This is a genomic window from Nocardia sp. NPDC046473, assembly GCF_040645995.1.
Classification (GTDB): Bacteria; Actinomycetota; Actinomycetes; order Mycobacteriales; family Mycobacteriaceae; genus Nocardia.
This window is the reverse complement of the sequence record NZ_JBEYZJ010000018.1, coordinates 25,742-49,324: the sequence shown is the minus strand read 5'-3', so window position 1 is coordinate 49,324 and position 23,583 is coordinate 25,742. Positions and strand designations below refer to the sequence as shown.

General features: G+C 68.2%; 3 protein-coding genes. All 3 read left to right on the top strand.

Annotated features, from left to right (window positions below; genetic code table 11):
- Positions 1-37: 37 nt before the first annotated feature.
- The 3 genes from ABZ942_RS43570 to ABZ942_RS43560 all read left to right on the top strand — a co-directional run bounded on the left by ABZ942_RS43570 (position 38) and on the right by ABZ942_RS43560 (position 23,541).
- Complete coding sequence (locus ABZ942_RS43570; protein WP_357392205.1) at positions 38-4,873, top strand: type I polyketide synthase; 4,836 nt, start codon at positions 38-40, stop codon at positions 4,871-4,873.
- A 65-nt stretch (positions 4,874-4,938) separates the two neighbouring features.
- Positions 4,939-15,684 (top strand): SDR family NAD(P)-dependent oxidoreductase, encoded by a 10,746-nt coding sequence (locus tag ABZ942_RS43565; protein ID WP_357392203.1) that lies wholly within the window; start codon positions 4,939-4,941, stop codon positions 15,682-15,684.
- Positions 15,685-15,735: 51 nt separating this feature from the next.
- Entirely contained in the window at positions 15,736-23,541 is a 7,806-nt protein-coding gene (locus ABZ942_RS43560) for a type I polyketide synthase (protein ID WP_357392201.1), read from the top strand.
- Positions 23,542-23,583 lie beyond the last annotated feature (42 nt).

The window sequence follows — 23,583 nt, the reverse complement described above, 5'->3', positions numbered from 1 at the left end:
CAAAAATCACTATGGCCGGCGGCGAGGAATTCTCCCTATGCATTTTCAGGCTCAATTGGATTCGCCTGGCGGGCAGCAGGGTTCGCTGCCGGCACCGGGGTGGGTGCTGTCCGGTCGTAGCGAGGCGGCGTTACGAGGTCAGGCGGCCCGGTTGCGGGAATTCCTGAACCGGCAGCCGGATCTCGTGTCGGCGCCGGACGGGTGTGCCGAGGTGGGCTTCTCGCTCGCCACGACGCGGACGCGGTTCGAGCATCGCGCGCTGGTGACCGGCGCCGACGGCGGGGATCTGCTGTCCGGGCTCGACGCTCTGGCCGGGCACATACCGGCGGCGAATGTGTTCACCGGCAGCGATTTGCGGGGCGGGACGGTATTCGTCTTCTCCGGTCAGGGTGCGCAATGGCTCGGCATGGGCCGCGAATTGCTGGAAACGGCACCGGTGTTCGCCGAGAGCATCCATGCCTGCGCGCGGGCGCTGGAACCATTCGTGGCATGGTCGCTGCCCGAGGTGCTCGGCGCCGAACCGGACGCCGCGGCGCTGGACCGGGTGGACGTGGTGCAGCCGATGCTGTGGGCGGTGATGGTCTCCCTGGCCGAACTGTGGCGTTCCTATGGCGTCGAGCCCGATGCGGTCGTGGGTCATTCTCAAGGCGAAATCGCCGCCGCCTGCGTCGCGGGCGCCCTGTCGCTGCAGGACGCGGCTCGGATCGTGGCCTTGCGCAGCAAGGCCTTGTGCGCGGTTGCCGGTGACGGCGCCATGATGTGGCTGGCTGCCTCCCCGCAGTCGGCCGCCGAACTGCTGGCACCGTGGCGCGATCGCCTCGCGATCGCCTCGGTCAACAGCCCCGCATCGGTGGTTGTCTCGGGGCCGTGTGGTGCGCTCGACGAGTTCGAACGGGTCGTGTCCAAGGCCGGGATCTGGCGTTGGCGCATCCCCGGTGTGGATTTCGCGGCGCATTCACCGGCGATCGACCGGTTGGCCGAGACATTGCACGAGGATTTGGGCGCCGTCACGCCGATGCCGAGCCGAATCCCGTTCTACTCCACCGTCACCGGCACCCGGATCGACACCATCGAACTCGACGGCGGCTACTGGTACCGCAACTTGCGTGAGACGGTGCAGTTCCACGCCGCTACCACCGCATTGCTGGCCGACGGTCATGCCTTGTTCATCGAGGTCAGCCCGCATCCGGTGCTGGGCATCACCGTGCAGGAAACCGTCGACGACACCGGAGCTCGTGCAGCCATAGTCGAGACACTGGCCCGGGACCGCGGCGGCCTGGACCAGTTCGGCACCGCCCTCGCCCGCGCTCATCTGTGGGGCGCCGAAGTCCATTGGCCCGCAGTATATTCCGGTCATCGTCGGCCGATCCGGTTGCCTACCTATGCCTTTCAACGCCGTCGCTACTGGCTCGCCGCCGGTGCCGAAGGCGGGGATGTCGCCGCGGTCGGATTGACCACGGCCGATCATCCGCTGGCCGGAGCCGTCGTGCTTGCGCCCGAGACGGGCGGTGTGACCTTGTCGGGCCGGTTGTCCTCGGCCACGCAGCCATGGCTGGCCGATCACGCGCTGAGTGGGACGGTGCTGTTCCCCGGGACCGGTTTCGTGGAGTTGGTGGTCCGCGCCGGTGACGAGGTCGGCTGCCCAGTGATCCAGGAACTGACGCTGCTGGCACCCCTGGTGCTGCCCGCCGACACTGCCGTGCACATCCAGATCCTGATCGCCGCGGTCGGCGAGAGCGACCCGGCCGGCAACACGGTCGAGTCGCGGGCGGTGTCGGTGTATTCCCGTGTGGAGAACAGTGACCGGGAGTGGACGCTGCACGCGCGTGGAGTTGTCACCCCCGACACCGCCGCTACGGCTGCGGTGGTGTCGGGTGATTCGGCGGATTTGACGGTGTGGCCGCCGATGGGCGCGGTCGCTGTACCGATCGACGGCCTCTACGAGCGGCTGGCCGCGGCCGGATACGAGTACGGCCCCACGTTCCAGGGCCTGCAAGCGGTATGGCGTCGTGGCGAGGATCTCTTCGTGCAGGCCGCGCTGCCCGAGCCGGTCACCGACGCGCAACGCTACGGACTGCACCCCGCATTGCTGGACGCCGTCCTGCACGCGACATTGGCCGACCAAGATTTCGGTCGCGACGACGACGCGATCGTTACGTTGCCGTTCGCGTGGGAGCAGATCGACCTGCGCGCGACCGGGGCATCGGTAGTGCGCGCCTGCATTACTCCGCAAGCTGAGAACGCAGTATCGATCGAGGTTGCCGACGGGACCGGTCACCCGGTGATATCGATCCGGTCGCTCACCTCACGACCAGTCACCGCCGAACTTCCCACTACCTCGGCCCGCGAGCCTCTGCACACCGTGCACTGGACGTCGCTACCGGTGGTCACCGACTCGGCGTTGCCGGTAGCGGCAACTCCTGCGCTGCTCTACTCCGACTGGATCGATAGCAGTGAGCCGATACCACCACCGGTGGTCGTGCTCGACATGCGAACCACTGCTGGACATACCGATACCGACGTGTTGCCGCGGGTGCATAGCGCTACTCATGAGGTGTTGGCGGTGTTGCAGGGGTGGTTGCCGGAAGAACGGTTCGCGTCGAGCACATTGGTGGTGCTGACATGTGATGCGCTGGGTGTGGCCGGATCGGCCGTCACCGATCTGGCCGGATCTGCGGTGTGGGGTCTGGTGCGGTCGGCGCAGTCGGAGAATCCAGGCCGGATCGTGCTCGTCGACACCGACTCCACCAGAGGCCTCGATACCGCGGATCTCACGGAACTCGCCGCGACGCTGTCGACATCACAAGAACCGCAGATCGCGATCCGCCGGGGTGTTCCGTATCGGGCTCGTGCCGTCCCAGCACGCCATGATTCGCTGTTGACGGTCCCTGAGGAACAACCGTGGCGGCTGGAAGTCGGTGACATAGGTTCGCTCGACAGTCTGGAGTTGGCCGGCTACCCGTCGGCCGGCGAGCCGCTCGAAGCAGGGCAGGTACGGATAGCGATACGTGCTGCCGGTTTGAATTTCCGGGACGTTCTGGTCGCGCTCGGCGTCGTGAACCTGCCCTGGGAAACCCTGCAAGGCGAGGGGGCCGGTGTGGTCGTCGAGGTCGGGCCGGGAGTGGTCGACCTCGCTCCAGGTGACCGAGTGTACGGCTGTATGGGGAGTGGGATCTGCTCTGTGGGGATCACGGATCACCGTCTGGTCACCCGGATCCCAGCAGGCTGGACTTTCGCCGAGGCCGCCGCGATCCCAGCGGTGTTCATGACGGCCTATTACGGTTTGCGGGACCTGGGCGGGGGGCGGTCGGGGGAGAAGTTGCTGTTGCACGCGGCTACCGGTGGGGTGGGTATGGCAGCGGTGCAGTTGGCCCGGCATTGGGGTATGGAGGTCTTCGCCACCGCGAGCCCCGGCAAGTGGGACACGCTGCGCGCGATGGGCTTTGATGATCAGCACATCGCGAACTCCCGGACGCTCGAGTTCGAGGCGGAGTTCCTTCGGGCCACCGGCGGCCGAGGAATGGATATCGTGTTGAACTGCCTGGCCGACGAGTTCGTCGATGCCTCGTTGCGGTTGTTGGTGCGGGGCGGACGCTTCCTGGAGATGGGTCGGACCGACCTCCGCGACAGCCGGCAGGTCGCCGCTCGATATTCGGGAGTGGCTTATCAGGCGTTCGGTATGTTCGACGCCGGAATAGACGGGATGCAACGCATACTCGCCGAGCTCGCTGTCATGTTCGACAGCGGCGTGATCAACCGCCTTCCGGTGCAGGCATGGAACATTCAGCAAGCCCGCGAAGCCTTCCGGTTCTTCAGCCAGGCACGCCATATCGGCAAGATCGTTCTGACGATCCCCGCCGGCCCCGACACGATGTCGGGTGGGACGGTGCTGATCACCGGTGGCACAGGTGGTCTGGGTGGTCTGGTGGCCCGGCACCTGGTGGCGGTTCATGGTGTCAGATCGTTGCTGTTGACCAGCCGCCAGGGCATGGCAGCTCCGGGTGCGGCCGAGTTGGCGGCAGAACTGCAGGGGTTGGGCGCCCGGGTGCGGGTGGTGGCCTGTGATGTGTCGGATCGGGCGGCGCTCGCGGAACTGTTGACCACGGTCCCGGTCGAGCATCCGTTGACCGGTGTGGTGCATGCCGCGGGTGTGCTCGACGACGGGGTGATCGCCTCGTTGACCCCGGACCGGATCGACACCGTGCTGGCACCTAAAGCCGCCGCGGCGTGGCATCTGCACGAGCTCACCCGGCACCTGGACCTGACGATGTTCGTGCTGTTCTCCTCCGCCGCAGGCGTCATCGGATCACCCGGGCAAGGTAACTACGCCGCTGCGAGCACCTTCCTCGACGGACTTGCCCAACACCGCCATGCACACGGCCTGCCCGCCACCTCCATCGCGTGGGGACTGTGGGCCATCCGAACGGGATTGACCGGGGGGCTGACCGACGCCGATATCGCACGGATGAACCAGGGCGGCTTCCTGGGGTTGTCCGAAGAGCAAGGTCTCGCATTCTTCGACGCCGCACTCGCACAGCCACATCCCACCGTGGTGGCCGCCCGCCTGGACGAGGCGGCCTTGCGCAACCAAGCCCGGACGGCCGGGCTGGCGCCTTTGTGGCGACAGGTGATCACCGCTTCGCGGCGCATGGCCGGCGACGGTGCGACGACTTCGGCCTTGCGCCAGCGCCTGCACGGACTGTCACAAGCCGAACAGGTGGCCGCGGTGCTCGAGTTGGTGCGGTCGCAGGCCGCGCTGGTACTGGGACACGAAGGGCCCGGCGCGATCACGGCCGACCGCAACTTCCGCGACCTGGGCTTCGACTCACTGACCTCGGTCGAGCTCAGGAACAGGATCAAGGCAGCGATATGAAACAGGTACCCAGCACGATGAACAACGATCCTGCGGTTCCACTGCGTAGTCGGTCCGCGGCTGGTGTGTCACTGCCAGTGACCGTGGTTTACGACTATCCGACGCCTCGACTGCTGGCCGAACACATCGTGGCTGAGCTTGCCGGAGCGACCGAGGCGAGCGTCGATGTGCCTCAGTCGAACGCGTCGGCCGAGCCGATCGCGATCGTGAGCACGAGCTGTCGTTTCCCCGGCGGCGTCGGCTCGCCGGATGACCTGTGGCAGTTGGTGATACGCGGCGAAGATGTCGTCTCCGGATGCCCCGACGATCGTGACTGGGATGCCGAGCAACTGCGCTCGGCCGCGACCCGCCAGGGCGGATTTCTCTACAACGCTGGAGATTTCGACGCCGAGCTGTTCGGTATCTCGCCCCGGGAGGCGGCGGCGATGGACCCGCAGCAGCGGTTGCTTCTGGAGACGTCGTGGGAATTGTTCGAACGCGGGGGGATCGATCCGCGGTCGCTTCGTGGTAGTCAAACCGGTGTCTATGTCGGCATGTCCGGGCGTGACTACGGCGGTGATCTGATGAACATGCCGGAGCAGACGGACGGCTATCTGGTCACCGGCAACGTCATGAGTGTCGCCTCCGGCCGTATCGCCTATACCTTCGGGTTCGAGGGGCCCGCCGTGACGATCGACACCGCGTGCTCGTCCTCGCTGGTGGCGCTGCACTACGCGGTGCGTGCGCTGCGCGGTGGCGAATGTACGCTCGCGGTCGCCGGCGGCGTGACCGTCATGGCGACGCCGGCGCTGCTGCTCCAGCAGGAATTCTCCAGGCAGGGTGGCTTGGCCGCGGACGGTCGCTGCAAGTCGTTCGCCGACTGCGCCGACGGGACCGGCTGGAGCGAAGGCGTCGGCGTGGTGCTGCTGGAGCGGCTGTCGGACGCGCGGCGCAACGGTCACCGGGTGCTCGCGGTGGTGCGTGGCACCGCGATCAATCAGGACGGCGCCTCCAACGGACTGGCCGCGCCGAACGGTGTGGCGCAGCAGCGGGTGATCCACCGGGCCTGGGCGGATGCCGGTGTGACCGGCGCGGACGTCGACGTGGTCGAAGCCCACGGCACCGGCACTCGGCTGGGCGATCCGATCGAGGCACAGGCCCTGCTGGCGACCTATGGGCAGGACCGTCCGGCGGATCGCCCCTTGCTACTGGGATCGCTGAAGTCGAATCTCGGTCATACCCAAGCCGCCGCGGGCGTTGGCGGCGTGATCAAGATGATCGAGGCGATGCGGCACGCGATGATCCCCGCGACCCTGCATGTCGATGCGCCGACGACCCACGTCGACTGGCATACCGGTGGGGTGGAGCTGGCGACGGAGTCCCGGCCGTGGCCCGCGGCCGACCGTCCCCGCCGAGCCGGTGTGTCGTCGTTCGGAATCAGCGGAACCAACGCACACGTGATCTTGGAGGAGGCGCCCGCCCTCGCGACCGACGCCGCAGGCGATGTGTCGAACAGGCCCGATGTGTTGCCCTTGGTGCTGACCGGAAAGAACCCGAATGCGTTGCGGGCGAGCGCATTACGCCTGTCGACCTACCTCGCGGAGCAGCCGCGGGTCGATCCGGCCGATGTGGCGTGGTCGTTGGTCGCCGCCAGGGCCGAGTTGGACTGTCGCGCCGTGGTGGCGGGCCGCGACCGAGACGAGCTGATCGCCGGTCTGACCGCGCTGGCGCAGGACGGAACGAGTATTCGTCCGGCGCATCCGGGTGAGCCGGTGGCGGTGGTGTTCTCCGGTCAGGGTGCACAGCGGCTCGGCATGGGTGGACAGCTGTACCGGGAGTTTCCGGTGTTCGCCGCGGCGTTCGACGAGGTGTGCGCCATCGCCGAACCGTTGCTGGACCGCTCGCTGCCCGACATCGTGTTCGGCGACTGTGCGCAGACGCTGAACCGGACGGAGTTCGCCCAGCCTGCGCTGTTCGCGCTCGAATACGCGCTGTATCGATTGATCGAGTCCTTGGGCATCCCGGTCGATTTCGTGATGGGGCATTCGGTCGGCGAGATCTCCGCCGCGTGCGTGGCCGGCGTCCTCTCGGTCGAGGACGCCACCCGGCTGGTGGTGGCGCGCGGCCGGCTGATGCAGACGCTGCCCGAGGGCGGCGCAATGGTGGCCGTGCGGGCCTCGGCGGACGAAGTGCAGCCGTTGCTGACCGGCCGGGTGTCCATCGCGGCGGTCAATGGTCCTGCGTCCGTGGTGGTTTCGGGTGCTGCGGGAGAGGTGCGACCGATCGTGGACCACTTCTCGGCGTTGGGGCGCGAAACCAAGGCACTATCGGTCTCCCACGCTTTCCACTCACCGCTGATGGATCCGATGCTGGCGGAGTTCGGCCTGCTGTGCGCGGGCCTCGAGTTTCGCGCCCCCCGAATTCCGGTGGTGTCCAATCTGTCCGGGACCGTGACCACCGGCGACGAACTGGGCAGGCCCGAGTATTGGGTTCGGCATGTTCGCGACACGGTTCGGTTCGCGGACGGCGTGCGCACCCTGGCGGTGCGCGGGGTCACCCGGTTCTTCGAACTGGGACCGGATTCGGCCCTGTCCTCGATGGTGCGAGAATCCCTGCCGGACAGCGCAGCACACGTCGTGACGGCCGCGTTGCGCCCGCGGCGGGCGGAGGTCGCCGGCGTGCTCGGCGCGCTCGCGGAGCTGTACGCGTCCGGCGTACCGGTTCGGTGGGAGTCCTATCTCGCGGCGGGGCGTGTAGTCGATCTGCCTACTTATCCGTTCCAGCGGCGACGCTACTGGCTGACGCCGACCTCCTGGTCGCGCCCGGCGGTGGTGGCCGGCGACGCATGGCTGTACCACGAGACGTGGCGCCCGATGACGCCGCCCGCGGCGCAGCCGACAGGCGCCTGGCTGGTCGTCTCCACCGAGGATGTCGACGACGAGTGTGTCCACACCGCGATCGGCCGGTCGGCGGAAGTGATTCGCCGGTTCGTCGCCGATGATGATCGAAATCTGTTGGCGGACAAGCTTCGTGCGCTGCCGCCGCTGACCGGTGTGGTGTCCCTGCTCGCCTTGGACGAGCGACCGCACCGCGACGAACCGGCTGTTACGCGCGCAGTGGCCTACACGGTCGCGTTGATCCAGGCGCTGGGCGATGCCGGCGTCGAGGCCCCGCTGTGGACTGTCACCCGCGGGGCCGTCGCGGTCTCGCCGGCCGATGCGGCGCCGAGTCCGGCGCAGGCGCAGGTATGGGCGCTGGGCCGGGTTGCGGCGCTGGAACATCCCGGGCGCTGGGGTGGGCTGGTCGATCTGGCCGCGGCCGCGGACGAGCACGAACCGCAGCGTTTGGCGGCGGTGCTCGCGGGCCCGGGTACGGAGGACCAGCTCGCCATCCGCAATTCCGGGACACTCGTTCGGCGGTTGACGCGCGCCGCCCGAGGAGCCGCCGATCCTTGGCGCCCGAGCGGTACGGTGCTGATCACCGGGGGCACCGGGGGCATTGGTTCGCGACTGGCTCACTGGGTGGCTGCCCACGGTGCGGAACATGTTGTGCTGGTAAGTAGGCGGGGCGCCGCGGCGCCCGGTGCGGACCGGCTCGCCGCCGAGTTGTCCGCGTCCGGTGCAACGGTGACCATCACCGCCTGCGATGTCACCGATCGCGCCGCGGTGGCGGAACTGATCCGGGACCTACCCGCGCCATTGACCGCCGTGCTGCACGCCGCGGGCGTGGCGCGATTGGCCGCGCTGGACAGCCTGACGACCGCCGGTATCGCCGAGGATGTCGCGGCCAAGGTCACCGGGGCCATGGTGCTGGACGAGCTGACCCGTGCGCATCCGATCGAGGCGTTCGTGCTGTTCTCCTCCGGCGCAGCAGCCTGGGGCAGCGGCGGACAGGGCGCATACGCCGCGGGCAATGCCTTTCTCGACGCGCTGGCCCGCCGCCGCCGCGCCGTGGATCTCCCCGCCACGGCGATCGCCTGGGGTAGTTGGGCAGCCGGCGGCATGGCCGACGGCGCACAGGCGCAGGAATATTTGCGGCGGAACGGATTGCGGTGTATGGATCCGGATCTGGCGATCGAGGCCCTCAGCGGCGCGGTCGGCAGCGGTGCGGACCATCTGATCGTCGCCGACATCGACTGGACCACCTTCGCTCCGCTGTTCACCAGCGCCCGTCCCAGCCCGCTGATCGGCGATCTCCCCGATGTCAAGACGCTCTCCGATCGGACCGTTGCACCGGAACATGCGGTAGCGCGGCGTGATCTGGCAGCGGTCGCCGATGCGGAACTGGATCAGGTCCTCGATGCGCTGGTCCTCGAGGCGGCGGCGCGGACGCTCGGTCACGCGTCCGCAGCGGACATCGCCCCGCAGCGGGCGTTCAGAGAGGCGGGCTTCGACTCGCTCATGGCGGTCGAATTCCGTGATCGCCTCGGCGCGGCCACCGGTATGACTCTGCCCGCGACGCTGACCTTCGACCATCCCACCCCGCTGGCCGTGCGTCGGTATCTGCGCGCCGATCTCACCGGGGCCGGTACCGATCGGAGCGCGACCGTACGGATTACGCCGGCCGACGACGATCCGGTGGTGGTCGTCGCGATGTCGTGCCGCTACCCCGGCGGCGTCGCCTCGCCGGAGGATCTGTGGCGCCTGATGGAGGCCGAACACGAAGCGCTTGGCGAGTTTCCGGCGGATCGAGGCTGGGATCACGCCCGGCTTCGAGACCTGGCCGGTGGCGGTTTTCTCGACGGTGCGGCCGATTTCGATGCGGCGTTCTTCGACATCTCACCGCGTGAGGCGTTGGCGATGGATCCGCAGCAGCGGTTGCTGCTCGAGGCGTCGTGGGAGTTGTTCGAGCGTGCAGGCATCGACCCGATATCCTTGCGGGACAGCGCGACCGGTGTATTCATCGGAAGCAACGGCCAGGAATACGACGCGGTGGTGCGGGCCGCACTGGAACAGGCCGAGGGCCATGGCCTGACCGGCGGCGCGGGCAGCGTGCTGTCGGGCCGGATCTCGTATGTTTTCGGTCTGGTCGGTCCTGCGGTGACGGTGGATACCGCGTGTTCGTCGTCGCTGGTGGCGCTGCACCAGGCGGTGGCGGCCGTGCGTGCGGGCGAATGTTCGATGGCGCTGGCCGGTGGCGTGACGGTGATGTGTTCGCCGGTGGCGTTCGTGGAGTTCGCGCGGCAGGGTGGTTTGGCCGCTGACGGGCGGTGTAAGTCGTTTGCGGCGGCAGCCGATGGGACCGGGTGGTCCGAGGGGGTCGGTCTGCTGTTGGTGGAACGTCTTTCGGATGCGCGTCGTGCGGGGCGTGAAGTTCTTGCGGTGGTGCGCGGTTCGGCCGTGAATCAGGATGGTGCGTCCAATGGTTTGACGGCGCCGAACGGTCCGTCGCAGCAGCGGGTCATCTGGCAGGCCCTGACCGCCGCGGGCCTGACCGCCGCCGAGGTGGATGTGGTGGAGGCGCACGGCACCGGGACGGTGCTGGGTGATCCGATTGAGGCGCAGGCGTTGCTGGCGACCTATGGTCAGGATCGGGATCGGCCGCTGCTGCTGGGGTCGATCAAGTCGAATATCGGTCATACGCAGGCTGCTGCGGGTGTGGCCGGTGTGATCAAGATGGTGCAGGCGTTGCGTCGCGGTGTGGTGCCTGCGACGTTGCATGTGGATTCGCCGACGCCGCAGGTGGATTGGTCCGCCGGTGCGGTGGAGCTGGCGACCGAGGCACGGGTGTGGCCGGAGGTCGGCCGGGTGCGTCGGGCGGCGGTGTCGTCGTTCGGGATCAGTGGCACCAACGCGCACGTCATCCTCGAGCAAGCGTCCGAGGTAGCCGACACCCCACTCGGTTTCGACCGACGACCGGTCGTGGAATTGCCGCTCGTGCTCACCGCGAAGACTCCGGATGCGTTGCGCGCGCAGGCCGCTCGCTTGCTGGAGTTCGTCACGGCACAGCCGGAGGCGGACCTCCTGGAAATCGGGCACTCGCTGTTGCGGCGGTCGGTTTTCGACCATCGTGGCGTGGTCTTCGGTGCCGATCGAGCACAGGTACTGCGTGGCTTGGCCGGTCTCGCCGAAGGCGACGCGGACGCGACGCCGCACGGCACCACCGACCGGCAGGGCAAGACAGCATTCCTGTTCCCTGGACAAGGATCTCAGCGACTCGGGATGGGGCGCGAACTGTACGACGCGTTCCCGGCCTTCGCCACCGCACTCGATGCGGTGCTCGACGAACTGGATCCGCAACTGCCGCGCCCGCTCCGCGAGGCGATGTGGGGCGAGGACGCGGCGCTGCTCGAGCAGACCGTCTTCGCCCAGCCCGCGCTGTTCGCGGTGGGCGTGGCGCTGTTCGAACTGCTGGAGTCGCAAGGGATTCGACCCGACTACTTGGTGGGACATTCCGTCGGCGAAATCACGGCGGCCTGCGTCGCCGGGGTGATGTCGCTACCGGACGCGGCGCGGTTGATTGCCGCGCGCGGTCGCCTGATGCAAGGACTTCCGGTCGGTGGCGTGATGGTCGCCGTGGCGGCGTCCGCGGCTGAGGTCACGCCATTGCTGCGTGCCGGCGTCGATATCGCCGCGATCAACGGACCGGCATCGGTGGTGGTCTCCGGCGCGGCAGCCGAGGTGCTCGCGGTCGCCGATACCCTGCGGGAGCAGGGGTACAAGACGACTCGGTTGACGGTGTCGCACGCCTTCCACTCGGCGCTGATGGAACCGATCCTGAACGAATTCGGCGCGGTTGCCGCGACGATCGCCGTTGCGGCGCCGCGGATCCCGATCCTGTCGAACATCACGGCCATGGTTGCGGACGACGATTTCGGCACGCCGGAATATTGGGCGCGGCACCTCCGCGAGACGGTCGCCTTCGCCGAGAGCATCGGGTTCCTCGAATCTGCCGGTGTGCGTCGGTATGTGGAGCTCGGCCCAGGGAGCGCGCTGACGGGGAACGTGACGCAAACGCTGGCGTCCACGACCGTGCCGGTCCTGGCACCGGTGCTGCGCGGCGGCCGGGGTGAAGTGACCGCGCTGCTGGAATCGCTACGCTCCCTGTATGTTTCGGGTGCTGACGTCGATTGGACGGCCCTGGTCGGCGCATCCCACGGGCGCCGGATCGGCTTGCCCACCTATGCCTTCCAGCACAAGCGGTACTGGCTGCAGCCGTCCGGCGATATCGGCGACGCCGCTGGTTTCGGCCTGACGTCGGCCGCCCATCCGCTGCTGGGGGCGGTCGTGCGGAGCCCGCACTCCGGCAACGTGCTGTTGACCGGGCGCCTCGCCCTGGACACGCAGAAATGGCTGGCCGATCACCGGATCGGTGGCGTAGTAGTCGTGCCCGGCGCGGCCCTGGTCGAGCTCGCGGCGTATGCGGCGGAGGTGACCGACGGCCTGCGGGTACAGGAGTTGGTGCTGCAGGCGCCGATGGCCGTGCCCGACCACGGCGGTCTGCAGGTGCAGGTCGTCGTCGGTGATCCGGACGCGTCCGGTGACCGGCCGATATCCATCTATTCACGCGTCGAGCAGGACGGCCAGGACCCCCGTTGGACCCTGCACGCCGAGGGTGTGCTGACCGCGAGCGAGCCGGCTTCGACGGCGGGCGAGGCCCGGCTGACGGACTGGCCACCGGTTGATGCGGCCGCGATCGACGTTGCGGGTGCCTACACCCGGCTGGCAGAACTCGGCTACGAGTACGGGCCGGTCTTCCGTGGGCTGCGGGCCGCCTGGCGGCGTGGCAACGAAGTATTCGCCGAGGTCGATCTCCTGGAACGAGTCGCGCTGCAGGCCGGGCGATTCGGCCTGCATCCGGCATTGCTCGATGCCGCGACACATGTCGTTATGTTTGCCGACATGCCAGGCGCGGCGGATCGAATGTTGTTGCCGTTCGCCTGGACCGGGGTGTCGCTGCACGCGATCGGTGCTACGAGGCTCCGTGTCGCGATGGCTCCGGTCGGCGATGATCGGGTGGCGATCCGGCTGGCCGACGCCGCGGGCGATCCGGTGGCGACCATCGAGGGACTGACGCTGCGTGCGGTGCAAGCCGATCGCCTTGCGGGCCAGCCCGCGGCCGATGTCGATTCGTTGTACGTCGTGGACTGGACCGTGCTGCCAGGATTGCCTGATACACCGACGATTTCGGCCGATTCGGTAGCGGTGCTGCGGTGTGACGACGCGGATATCGATGGTGCCGCAGTCGAATTCGGCGATGCGGTCCGCGATCGAGTGTTGTCGGTGCTCGACCGAGTCCAGCAGTGGTTGACCGATGAACGTGGCGATGCCGCCAGGCTGGTCGTCATGACCCGATCGGCGGTTGCCGCCGACGGCGGCGACGACGTGGCCGATCTGCGGTATGCGCCCATCTGGGGCCTACTCCGCAGCGCGCAGACCGAGTTTCCGGGGCGCATCGTCCTGGTCGACGTCGACGATTGGTCGGCGGCAGATCGGGCGGCCGCGGTCGCCGCGGCGGTCGACGAACCCCAATTGGCGTTGCGGCGCGGGGTGTTCCGGGTACCACGATTGGTTCGAGCGAGCAGCGACATCGTCGCGGGCACCGGCGACAATCAGCCGTGGCGGCTGACGGCTGCGGGTAAGGGCACCTTGAACGGTGACAACCTCCGCGCGACCGCGTGGCCCACAGCCGGACAGCCGCTGGCCGCCGGCGAGGTGCGGATCGCCGTCCGAGCGGTCGGGCTGAACTTCCGTGATGCGCTTGTCGCCCTGGGCATGTACCCCGACCCAACCGCCGAGCTGGGTTGTGAAGGCGCCGGACAGGTGCTCGAGGTCGCCGACGATGTTCGGGACCTGGCGCCCGGCGATCGGGTGATGGGTTTGTTCACCGGTATAGGTCCGGTTGTGGTGACCGATCGCCGGTGGGTGAGCACGATGCCTGCCGAGTGGACCTACGCCACCGCGGCCGCGGTCCCCATCGTCTTCCTGACGGCGTATTACGCACTCGCCGAACTGGCGCGGGCACGCCGGGGCGATGCCGTGCTGATCCACGCGGGCACCGGCGGCGTCGGCATGGCCGCGATACAACTGGCGCGACACTGGGGGCTGGAGGTGTTCGCCACCGCCAGCGCGCCGAAATGGAACACCCTGCGCGCGTTGGGTTTCGACGACGAACACCTCGCGGATTCGCGCACGCTGGAGTTCGAACAGCGGATTCTCGCCGCGACCGGCGGCCGGGGTGTGGACGTCGTGGTGAACTCGCTGACGGGCGACCTCCTCGACGCCTCACTGCGACTGTTGCCGCGCGGCGGCATGTTCATCGAGCTGGGTAAGACCGACCCGCGTGATGCCGAAGAGGTGGCTCGCACCCATCCCGGGGTCGAGTACCACACGTTCACCCTGTTCGAAGTCGGACCCGACCGGGTCCAGCAGATGCTGGCGGAGCTGGCCGGTCTCTTCCGAGCCGGGAGCATCCGGCCGCTGCCGACCGCGGCATGGGATGTGCGACAAGCCCCGGCGGCGCTGCGATATCTGAGTCAGGCGCGCCACATCGGCAAGCTTGCGCTCGTGCTGCCCACCGCGCCGAACCTCGAAGGCACCGTGCTGGTTACCGGCGGCACCGGTGCGCTGGGTGCGCAAGTCGCCCGGCACCTGGTGGCCGAGCACGGCGCGCGGCACCTGGTGCTGCTCAGCCGCCGCGGGCCGGCGGCCGCGGGGGCCACCGACCTGGCCGCCGAATTGACCGGACTCGGTGCCGAGGTCCGCATCGTGGCGTGCGACGTCGCCGATCGAGCCGCGCTGGCCGCGGTGATCGACTCGATCCCGCAACGTCATCCGTTGTCCGTGGTGATCCATGCCGCGGGCACGTTGCGCGACACGGTGTTCACCTCGGTCGACCGCGTCCGCCTGGATACCGTCTTCCGGCCGAAGATCGACGGCGCCTGGCATCTGCACGAGTTGACCAAAGATCGCGATCTGTCGGCATTCGTGCTGTTCTCCTCGGCCTCGGGCGTGATCGGCTCGGCCGGGCAGGCGAACTACGCGGCCGCCAATGCCTTCCTCGATGCGCTGGCTCGCCATCGACAGCATCGGGGTCTGCCTGCGACCGCGTTGGCCTGGGGGCTGTGGGCTCCGGACAGTGGGATGGCGGCACAACTGGACGAGCGAGGCGTCGCACGGTTGAGTCGTAGTGGATTCACCGCGCTGAGCCCGCGGGAAGGCCTGGCGCTCTGGGATGCCGCTGCCGCACTGGGTTATTCGGCGATTGTGCCCGCGAACATCGATACCCGCACGCTGGCTGCGGCCGATTCGGTCGCCCCGATATTCGCGCGACTCGTCCGCGGCGTGCGCCGTACGGCGAGTACCGATGCCGCCGCATCGGCGGGGCCGGAGATCGGGACGCGGCTGACCGGATTGACCGTCGGCAAGCAGATCCAGGAATTGCTATCGATGATCAGGACCCATGCCGCCGTGGTGCTCGGCCACGAGGCAGCCGAGGCGATCAAGCCCGAGCACGCCTTCAAAGAACTCGGCTTCGATTCGCTGGGCGCGGTCGAGTTCCGCAACCGGCTGCAAACCGCTACCGGGGTAAAGCTCACTCCTACCGCGATTTTCGACTACCCGACACCGCTGGCCCTGGCCGAGCACATCCAGACGCTGGTGGCCCCGGCCCAGGCCTCGGCCGCTCAGCTGCTCGCGGATATCGAGGCAGTGGCGTTGGCCTGTGCCGAAGTGGAGCTGGATGACGCCGAGCGGCGGGATCTGCTGGCACGACTGTCCGAGATCGACCGCCGGATTCGTGCCAAGGACGAGTCCGGCCAGGCGGAACCGGCGGTGCAGATCGAGACGGCCGATGATGCCGCGATCTTCGACTTCATCGACAGCGAACGGTGACCACCGGCCGCGCTGGCTCTATTTTCTCGTTTCGAAGGGTTGGAAGTGGCGATGGCGAATGCGGACGAACTCCGGAACTACCTGAAGAAGGCGGCTACGGAGTTGCAACAAGCGCGCGAGCGTTTGCGCGAGGTCGAGGCTCGGGAGTCGGAACCGGTGGCCATCGTCGCCATGAGCTGTCGCTTCCCCGGTGGCGTTGATTCGCCGGAACGGTTGTGGGAGTTGGTGTCCGGCGGTGCGGACGTGATCGGCGCAGCACCGACGGACCGCGGCTGGGAACTCGGCGCCTTCGCCGACGCGCCGGTCGGCGGCTTCATCGAGGACGTCGGTCGTTTCGACGCGGGGTTGTTCGGCATCGCGCCGCGGGAGGCGTTGGCGCTGGATCCGCAGCAGCGCCTGTTGCTGGAGAACTCGTGGGAACTGCTGGAGCGGGCCGGGCTCGACCCGGTGTCGTTGCGGGGCAGTCGCACCGGTGTGTTCGTCGGCACGGCCGGCCAGGACTACTGGGACGTTGCGCGGGCAGCAGACCCGGAAACCGCCGCCAACGCGGGGACCGGCACGCTGGCGAGCGTGATGTCCGGTCGGATCTCCTACCTCTTCGGGTTCGAAGGTCCGACGATGACCATCGACACGGCGTGCTCGTCGTCCTTGGTCGCGATGCATGTGGCGGTGCGGTCGCTGCGCGGCGGCGAATGCTCGCTGGCGCTGGCCGGCGGAGTCATGGTGATGTCGACACCGTTTGCCTTCGAGGAGTTCACCCGACAGGGCGGACTGGCCGGCGATGGCCGATGCAAGGCGTTCTCGGCGGCCGCGGACGGCACCGGGTGGAGCGAGGGCGTCGGATTGGTGCTGCTCGAACGGCTTTCCGATGCGGTACGCAACGGCCGTCGGATACTGGCCGTGGTGAAGGGCTCCGCGGTGAATTCCGATGGTGCGTCGAACGGGATGACCGCGCCGAACGGCCCGGCGCAGCAGCGCGTCATCAGGCAGGCGCTGGCGGACGCGCGGTTGGTCGGCGGTGATGTCGACGCGGTCGAGGCGCACGGCACGGGTACCGCGCTCGGCGATCCGATCGAGGCGCACGCGCTGCTCGCTACCTACGGTCAGGGACGTCCGTCCGAGCAACCACTTTGGCTCGGATCGATCAAGTCGAACATCGGTCATACACAGGCTGCCGCGGGCGTCGCCGGTGTCATCAAGATGGTGATGGCGATGCGGCACGGCACTCTGCCGAAGACCTTGCATGCCGAGCAACCGACGCCGCATGTCGACTGGGATGCCGCGGCGATGCGGCTGTTGACCGAGGCGCGCCCGTGGCCCGCGTCGCACCGGCCACGCTGTGCCGGGGTCTCGTCCTTCGGCCTCAGTGGCACCAACGCGCATATGATCCTGGCGGAGGCTCCACCGGTGCCGGATGCCGGTGCCGAGGCGTTGGTTGACTTGGAAATGCCTAGTACACAAGCAATTCCGTGGGTGCTCTCCTCTCGGAGTAGCGTCGGTGTACCGGCCCAGGCGCGTCGGCTACGCGACTATGTCGCCGCGCACCCGGATATCTCGCCTGCGGCCATCGGACGAGCGCTGGCGACTTCGCGTGCGGCACTCGAATGTCGTGCGGTGCTGCAGGCCGAGGATCGGGCGGGATTTCTGGCGAGCTTGGACGCCGTTGCGGCGGGCCGGCCCGCATTGGGCGTGGCACTCGGCCAGTCGATCGACGGCAAGGTGGCCTTCCTGTTCCCGGGGCAGGGCGCACAGTGGGCCGGCATGGGACGTGAACTGCTGGCCACCTCAGCAGTTTTCGCGGCTCGGATCGACGAGTGCGCGGCTGTGCTGGATCCGATGACGGGCTGGTCACTGCGGGCGGTGCTGGCCGGTAACGCGGATTCGCTGAGTCGCGTCGATATCGTGCAGCCGGTGTCCTTCGCGGTGATGGTGGCGCTGGCGGCCGTGTGGGAATCGCACGGCGTCACCGCGGATATCGTGGTCGGGCACTCGCAGGGCGAGATCGCGGCGGCTTGTGTAGCGGGTGCGTTGAGCCTGGCCGACGCGGCGAAGATAGTCGTCACGCGCAGCCGGGTGATCGCTGCGCGGCTGTCCGGTCGCGGTGCGATGGTGTCGATCGCGCTTGCGGCAAGCCGAGTCCAGCCGATGCTGGACCGATTCGGTGACCGCCTGGCCGTCGCGGCCGTCAACGGCCCTGCCTCGACGGTGATTTCGGGTGACGCCACGGCGCTCGACGAGGTATCGGCCGAGTGCGTGGCAGCCGATGTTCGGGTCCGTCGAATCGAGGTGGACTACGCATCGCACTCGGCACAGGTGGACGACGTGGCGAAGGAACTGACCGAGGCGCTGGCCGGAATCGCCCCGAGGGCGGGTCATATTCCGGTCTATTCCACTGTGCGTGCGACACAGTTCGACGGCACCGAGATGGATACCGCGTACTGGGTGGAAAACCTTCGGGAGCCGGTGCAATTCGCCCCGGTCGTGGACGCGCTGCTCGACGGCGGCTACCGGTTCCTCATCGAAGTGTCGTCGCACCCGGTCCTGGTGCCCGCGGTCGAACAGGCCATCGGGGACAAGGAGTTGACCGCGGTCACGATCGCCACGTTGCGTCGTGGCGCAGGCGGTCGTGATCAGGTGCTCGCCGCGCTAGCGCAGGCATGGGCACACGGTGTGGGTGTCGACTGGATGACGTTGCTCGCCGCCGCGTCTGGCGAAGTGGTGGATCTGCCTACCTACGCCTTTCAACGCACCCATTTCTGGCCGGAGTCCGCCGCCGCGACCTTGCATGCGGCGAGCGCCGATACGCCCGCGCTCGATGCTGAACGCGCGACCGACCTGCCGTCGAACCGTTTCACCGGGCTGTCGGCAGCGGAGCGCTCCCGGGCGCTGGCCGATCTGGTGCTCACCGATATGGCCGCGGTGCTCGGTTACGAGTCACCGGAGGCCTTTCAGCCCCGGCGGACCTTTCAGGAGCTCGGATTCGACTCGCTCTCGGCGGTCCGGTTCCGGAACCGGTTGACGGCGACGCTCGGCCTGCGGCTGCCCGCCACCCTCGTTTTCGACTACCCCACCAGGGACGCGCTGGTCGGATTCCTGGACTCGGAGTTGACCGGCGCGACGACGAGCACCCCGGCGATCGCGGCGTCCTCGACCGCCTCTCATGCCGATCCGATCGTCATCGTGTCGGCCAGTTGCCGCTACCCAGGCGGTATCGCGAATCCCAGCGATCTCTGGCGGGCCGTGCTGTCGGAGACCGACGCGATCTCCGACTTTCCGGCCGACCGCGGTTGGGACGCCGCCCGATTGGCCGGACTCAGCACGTCGACCGGTGGATTCCTGCGTGGCGCAGCTGATTTCGATGCTGGGCTGTTCGGTATTTCGCCGCGTGAGGCGTTGGCGATGGATCCGCAGCAGCGGTTGTTGCTGGAGTCGTCGTGGGAGTTGTTCGAGCGGGCGGGTATTGATCCGTTGTCGTTGCGCGGCAGTGCCACCGGGGTGTTCATCGGGCTGGCCGGTCGTGACTACGGCGGCGATCTGCTGAGCATGCCCGACCAGACCAATGGGCATCTGCTCACCGGCGTCGCGGGAAGTGTTGCGTCGGGCCGGATTTCATATGTGTTCGGCTTGGAGGGGCCTGCGGTCACCATCGATACCGCGTGCTCGTCGTCGTTGGTGGCGTTGCATTCGGCGGTCGGGTCGGTGCGTAACGGTGAATGCGAGCGGGCGATCGCCGGCGGCGCGACGGTGATGTCGACACCCGGTGCGTTCGTGGAGTTTTCGCGACAGGGTGGGTTGTCGCAGAGCGGTCGGTGCAAGTCGTTCGCGGCGGGCGCCGACGGGACCGGCTGGGGCGAGGGTGTCGGCCTGGTGCTGGTGGAGCGACTGTCGGAGGCACAGCGCTTGGGGCACAGGGTGCTTGCCGTGGTGCGTGGTTCGGCGGTGAATCAGGATGGGGCGTCGAATGGTTTGACCGCGCCGAATGGTCCGGCGCAGCAACGGGTTATCCGTCAGGCGTTGGCCAACGCGGGTTTGACGACTGCCGATGTGGACGTGGTCGAGGCGCACGGCACCGGCACGGTGCTGGGGGATCCTATTGAGGCGCAGGCGTTGCTGGCGACCTATGGTCAGGATCGGGATCAGCCACTGTGGTTGGGGTCGATCAAGTCGAACATCGGTCATACGCAGGCGGCGGCCGGGGTGGCCGGTGTGATCAAGATGGTCGAGGCGTTGCGCCATGGCGTGCTGCCCAAGACGTTGCATATGGATGAGCCGACGCCGCAGGTGGATTGGACCGCCGGCGCGGTACAACTGCTGACCGAACCGCAGGCGTGGCCGGAGATGGGGCGTCCGCGTCGGGCGGCGGTGTCGTCGTTCGGGATCAGTGGAACCAATGTGCACGTCATCCTCGAACAGGCACCAGACGCCGAGGTCCACGCAGTTGAGATCCCCGGCGCCGGAGAGCAGCAGGCTCGCGAACCACTGCTGCCTTTCGTGTTTTCCGGCAACTCACCCGAAGCACTACGTGCCCAAGCCGGACTGCTGCGCGACCTGGTGCACGCGAGTGCGGAACTCGATCTCGCCGATCTGGCCTGGTCGCTGACCATCGGGCGCGCGAGTTTGGATCATCGAGCCGTGGTGGTCGCTCGGGACCGCGACGAATTGCTCTCCGGTGCGGCCGCGGTGCTGCATGAGGACGCGCCGAAACCGCGTGCACGCCCGGACGGCCGACTGGCCTTCGTGTTCTCCGGGCAGGGTTCCCAGCGTGTCGGTATGGGGCGTGAGCTATACGAGACCTACCCGGAGTTCGCGAGTGCATTCGATGAGGTCTGTGCGGAGATAGACCCGCTGCTGGGTCGCTCGCTGCGCGACATCGTCTTCGACGAGTCGGCGTCGCTGGACCGGACGGAGTACGCGCAGCCGGGCCTGCTGGCGTTCGGCGTGGCATCGGCGCGGCTGCTCGAATCGTGGGGAATCGTGCCGGACGCGGTGCTCGGTCATTCCGTGGGTGAGATCGTGGCGGCGTGTGTGGCCGGCGCCGTGTCGGTGCCCGATGCCGCGCGAATGGTGGTGGCCAGGGGGCGGCTGATGCAGGCGTTGCCGCCCGGCGGCGCGATGGCGGCGGTGCAGGCCTCGGTGTCGGAGATCGACGCATGGGTGAGTGACACAGTCTGTTTGGCCGCGATCAACGGTCCGGACGCGGTGGTGCTCTCCGGCGCCAGGGACGCGGTCGAGCAGGTCGTGCATCGATTCACCGAGCAGGGGCGCAAGTCGAAATGGCTGGCGGTGTCGCACGCGTTCCATTCCGCGTTGCTCGATCCGATGCTCGCGGAGTTCGAAACCGTCTGTGTGAGCGTGCAGTTCGTCGCCCCACGGGTGACGCTGGTGTCGAACACCACCGGCCGCCCGGTATCGGCGGCAGAGCTCGGTTCGCCGAACTACTGGTCTAGGCACGCGCGGGAGACCGTGCGATTCGCCGATGGCGTGAATACGCTTGTCGAACAAGGAATCACCAGGTTTGTCGAGGTCGGCCCCGAGGCCGCACTGGCACCGCTGGTGCGCGGCTGTCTGCCGGCGGATGATCCGGCCGTCGTGGTCGCGATCACCCGGGCGTCCGGACCTGAACCGATGACGTTGCTTTCCGCTGTCACCGAACTGTTCGTGCACGGTGTTCCCGTTTCGTGGGAGCGCTACCTGGGCAACGGGCAGCTGGTCGAGCTGCCGACCTACCCTTTTCAGCGACAGCGCTATTGGGCCATGCCGGTCGCGACAGTCGCGGCGTCCGACGCCGACACGGAGTTCTGGAATCTCGTCGAACTCGCCGATCTCGACCAGCTCGAACAGCGGATGGGCCTGGACGCCCGGCTCCCGCTCGGCGATGCCCTCCCGGCGATGGCGCAGTGGCGCCGTCGGCAGCAGCAACTGTCGACCATCGACGGCTGGGCCTATCGACTGCGCTGGACGCCGGCCACCGATCTGCCGGCCGAAAGTCGTTCCGGCAGTTGGCTGGTGGTGCTGAGCGATTGCCCAGCGGCCGAGCGCGTAGCCGAACTGCTGACCGGCCCGCACTTCGTTCCCGTTGTGCTCGGACTCGACGACGATCGCGCCGCCGTCGCGCAGCGGCTGCGCGACGCGATCGACGGTTCGATAGCCGGTGTCGTCTCCCTGCTCGCGCTCGACGACGAATTGGGCGCGAAGTTCAACGCCCTACCTCGCGGACTGGCGGCCACGGTGACCTTGGCCCAAGCACTCGCCGATGTGCCGCGACCGGTGCCCTTGTGGATCATTACCCAGGACGCGGTGGCGGCGGCAGCGGGCGACACGGTCACCGGGGTGAACCAGGCCACGCTGTGGGGACTGGCTCGGGTATTGCCGAACGAATACCCTGATCGGTGGGGCGGCATCATTGATCTACCGAAAAATGCTGATGCTCAGCATGTTTCGTTGCTCGGCAGGCTATTCGCCGCAGCGGCGGGCCCCGATCAGTTCGCCCTGCGCGGGACAGAGCTTCTGGCTCGCCGCATGGAACGAGCTCAACTCTCGACCGCGCCGCTCTGGGAACCCACCGGCACCGTGCTGGTGACCGGCGGCACCGGCGCCCTCGGTGCGCACGTGGCCAGGTGGCTCGTCGACCGCGGGGCCGACCACGTTTTGCTGACCAGCAGGCGCGGGATGGATGCGCCGGGCGCGCGCGACCTCCACCGTGAGTTGCGTGAACGCGGTGCCGAAGTGAGCATCGAGGCCTGCGATATCAGCGACCCGGATGCGCTCGCGGCGCTGCTCGACCGCCGCACCGGCGAGTATCCGCTGACCGGAGTGGTGCACGCGGCAGGCCTGCTCGACGACTGTCTGCTCGACGAACTCACCGCCGACCGAATGGACGCGGTGCTGCGGACCAAACTGCTGGCGGCGACCAACCTCGATGCCGCCACCCGCCACCTGGAGTTGGACGCCTTCGTGCTGTTCTCCTCTGCCGGAGCCACTTTCGGCGCGCTCGGTCAGGGCAACTACGCGCCGGGTAACACGTTTCTCGATGCGTTGGCCGCGCGGCGGCGGGCGGCGGGATTGCCGGCGACCTCCATCGCGTGGGGTCCGTGGGCGGGCGCCGGTATGGGGGAGTCGGCGCGAGAACTGGCCGCGCGCAACGGGAGCCCGGGACTCACGCCGGGCCCGGCGTTGGACGCACTACAGCGCGCCGTCCGGCACAGCGAACCGCACCTGGTGATCGCCGACGTGCGCTGGTCGCGGCTGTCGGCGGCGAGGGAACGCGCCATCAGGCGGGACGCGCTGTTCTCGGTGCTGCCGGAGGTACGGGAGTCGGCAATCGATGCGGTGGTCCCGGTGGAGCGGTCGGCATTCCGGACGCGGATCGAGACGACGCCGCCCTCGGAACGCAGACAACTTCTGCTGGAGTGTGTGCGCCGCAATGTCACCGCGGTGCTCGGCCACACCTCACCGAGCTCGGTGAGCACCGACCGCGCCCTGCGGGAGCTCGGGCTGGATTCGCTCGGGGCGATGGAGCTGCGCAACCGGCTGGTCGTCGAAACGGGCGTGCCCATGGCGCCCGCGGTGGTCTTCGACCGGCCGACGGTGGGCGGCCTGGCACAGTATCTGCTGGAGCACTTCGAGTCCGCCGAAGCGGCGGCGGACACCTCGGTCCTCGATCAGCTCGAGCGACTCGGTACCAGTCTGGCCGAGGAGACCTTTGATGCCCGAGCTCGTTTCGAGGTGGCGGCCCGGCTCCGTGTGCTGGCGGCGAGGTGCGAGGAAACGGGGACCGATGAGCTGACCGCCGAGCTCGAATCGGCCAGTGACGATGATCTTTTCGACTTCATTCGAACGGAATTCGGGAAGAGCTGAGGACAGTGCTCCGGCCCGATCCAAAGGCGGCGAATCCGGAAA

What these genes read in the sequence shown, in the direction of transcription:
- ABZ942_RS43570 (WP_357392205.1), top strand. Translation starts at nt 38, where the DNA reads ATGCATTTTCAGGCTCAATTGGATTCGCCTGGCGGGCAGCAGGGTTCG.
- ABZ942_RS43560 (WP_357392201.1), top strand. Translation starts at nt 15,736, where the DNA reads ATGGCGAATGCGGACGAACTCCGGAACTACCTGAAGAAGGCGGCTACG.